Annotated in this window: 1 protein-coding gene and 2 pseudogenes; all 3 read right to left on the bottom strand. The window is 47.6% G+C overall.

Features of this window, described 5'->3' with window-relative positions:
• Positions 1–1,391, bottom strand: a 1,391-nt coding sequence (locus E2K52_RS14225) for a UvrD-helicase domain-containing protein (RefSeq protein WP_151205658.1), incomplete at its 3' end; no start/stop codon positions are given.
• Positions 1,392–1,393: 2 nt separating this feature from the next.
• A pseudogene (locus E2K52_RS14230) lies at positions 1,394–1,936 on the bottom strand (exonuclease V subunit gamma); the annotation flags it as partial.
• A 45-nt stretch (positions 1,937–1,981) separates the two neighbouring features.
• Positions 1,982–2,108, bottom strand: a pseudogene (locus tag E2K52_RS15790) (hypothetical protein); the annotation flags it as partial.

A 2,108-nucleotide genomic window follows, 5' to 3' on the forward strand; every position in this document is an offset into this window, starting at 1 on the left:
CCGCGGAAACCATAAATCGCCTGTTTCGGGTCGCCGACCATGATCATGCATCCGGCTTGCACCCGTTTGGCATCGCGCCAGATTTTGGCCAGCAGGTCATCCTGATCCTGGTTGGTATCCTGAAATTCATCGACCAGAATCAGCGGATAACGCGCCTGTACACATTCGGCAAAGCGCTGGCCCTGCTGTCCTTGTAAGGCTTCGGCTAGCGTGCGGATTTGCTGGGAAAAAGTGGTTTCCCCCTGTTTCTGCAAGGTTTGCGGTAAACGGGTCTGCACGCTCTGAATCAGATGAAGTTCCAGATATTGGGTCAACTGCTTGAGCTGCTGATCCAGCTTCTGCTTGATGTCACATAAATGATCAATTGCCACAATCAAGCGACTTTGCAGAATCTGCTGCTGCTCTACTTCCGGACAACTTTTGTTAAAGACCTGCGTACTGGGCAGAAAGTCGGTTTTCTTGCGGCGCAAATAGCACAATTCCAACAATACCTGCGCAAGCTCGGGATCAAAAAAGCTCAGTGCCCCTTGGGTCTGGACTGCTGCCATCCACGTCATAAAGTTTTCACATATACTTGTTAACTTGGTGAAAAAACTCTTATGAAAATACTTCGGGGTGTCCTGACAATAGCGACGCAATAACGCCAGATCATCTTCATGGATGCTGAGCAGACGTCCCACACAATCTTCAAGCTCGGCCAGATCCCACTTGACTGCTTCAAGTTTTTGAAAATGTTGAGCCTTAAAATTCAGGGCATCCCGTACCAGCCCCATATAATGCTCTGCCGGTTTTAGCAGATTGTGTAAATAGAGATGATTAATGAGATATTGTGGCTGCTGCTGAATCCATTCCCTTAATCCATCATGCAGCAGTTGCTGGATATAAGCATCCTGATCTTCCGTCAGCTCTGCACGTTCAATCTTGCCGCTTTCAAAGGCAAATTCACGTAATAGCTTCTGGCTAAAACTGTCCAGTGTTCCAACAAACAACTCATCCAGCTGGTTCAATACCAGACGCAAGCGGCGCCGGGCATAGTCCATCCGTGAACCATAATCTTTCAAGACTTGCTGGAACAGCGGATCATTTTCACGTTCCAGTTGAGCAGCCAGCTGAACCGAATTCAGCTGCTGATGGCGCTGAATATAAGCTAAGGTTTCTTCGACTCTTAAGCGCACCCGGTTTTTCAGTTCAGCGGTGGCCTTACGGGTAAAGGTGGTTGCAATCACCTGATGCGGATAATACTGGTCCAGAAAAATCCGCACCATCAAACTGGATAAAGTATAGGTTTTCCCTGTCCCCGCCGAAGCCTCAATCCAGTGGAGACCATGAAAATGCATATCCTGAATTGGATTGGTCGAAACACTCTGCTTCTGGTTTTCTGACAGCAACATGTTCATTTTACCCACTCCAGATGGTCATGAATGGGCGCATACAGGGCATGAGCAAAATGATGACAGCACGTTTCCAGAGCCTGATCCGGGTCCTGATCCTGCAATATAAACTGCCAGTCCTGATGCAGCTGGTTAGATTCATCACTGGTCAACGGCCTGCTACTTTCATAACGATTATTCCAACCGTTCAGCAATTCCTGCATTTCGACAATCGTCATCTGCCCGTGTTCATTTTCAGCCCACTTCCAGTTTTTTTTCATCAATAATTCAGCTGGCAAGACCAGCGGCTGTTTTTGTCCAATTTCCCAGGCTTTGAACCAGAACTGTAAATACTCACGTGCCTTACTCGAACTTAGCCCGGAAAATTTCAGGGTTTTATCGCTGAAAATGACGATACGTTCCAGCACCGGGGCGCGCGCATCATCATGAATAAAAGCCAGCCACAGCAGATATTCCAGCCAGACCTGTGCCCGGCGTTTTTCCGATGCCGAAGAAGATTGCATACTGAGCCAATAGGCACTGTGCGCCACTTGCGGTACGGTAATATTTAACAAAATTTCAGAACTCAACTTCCAGGTCTGCTGAGTTAACATTTGAATCATATCGGCCTGACCAGAGGCCAAAATCGCTTCTGCTGTATCAGGCATGTTAATCCGGTTCGATGCAATTACCGGGACGGTGACATGCTTTTTAACTTCTGCGGTGTAATCAACAAAA

Origin of the sequence: Acinetobacter sp. RF14B (genome assembly GCF_006864105.1) — a bacterium.
In the GTDB taxonomy this organism is placed as follows: Bacteria; Pseudomonadota; Gammaproteobacteria; order Pseudomonadales; family Moraxellaceae; genus Acinetobacter; species Acinetobacter lwoffii_C.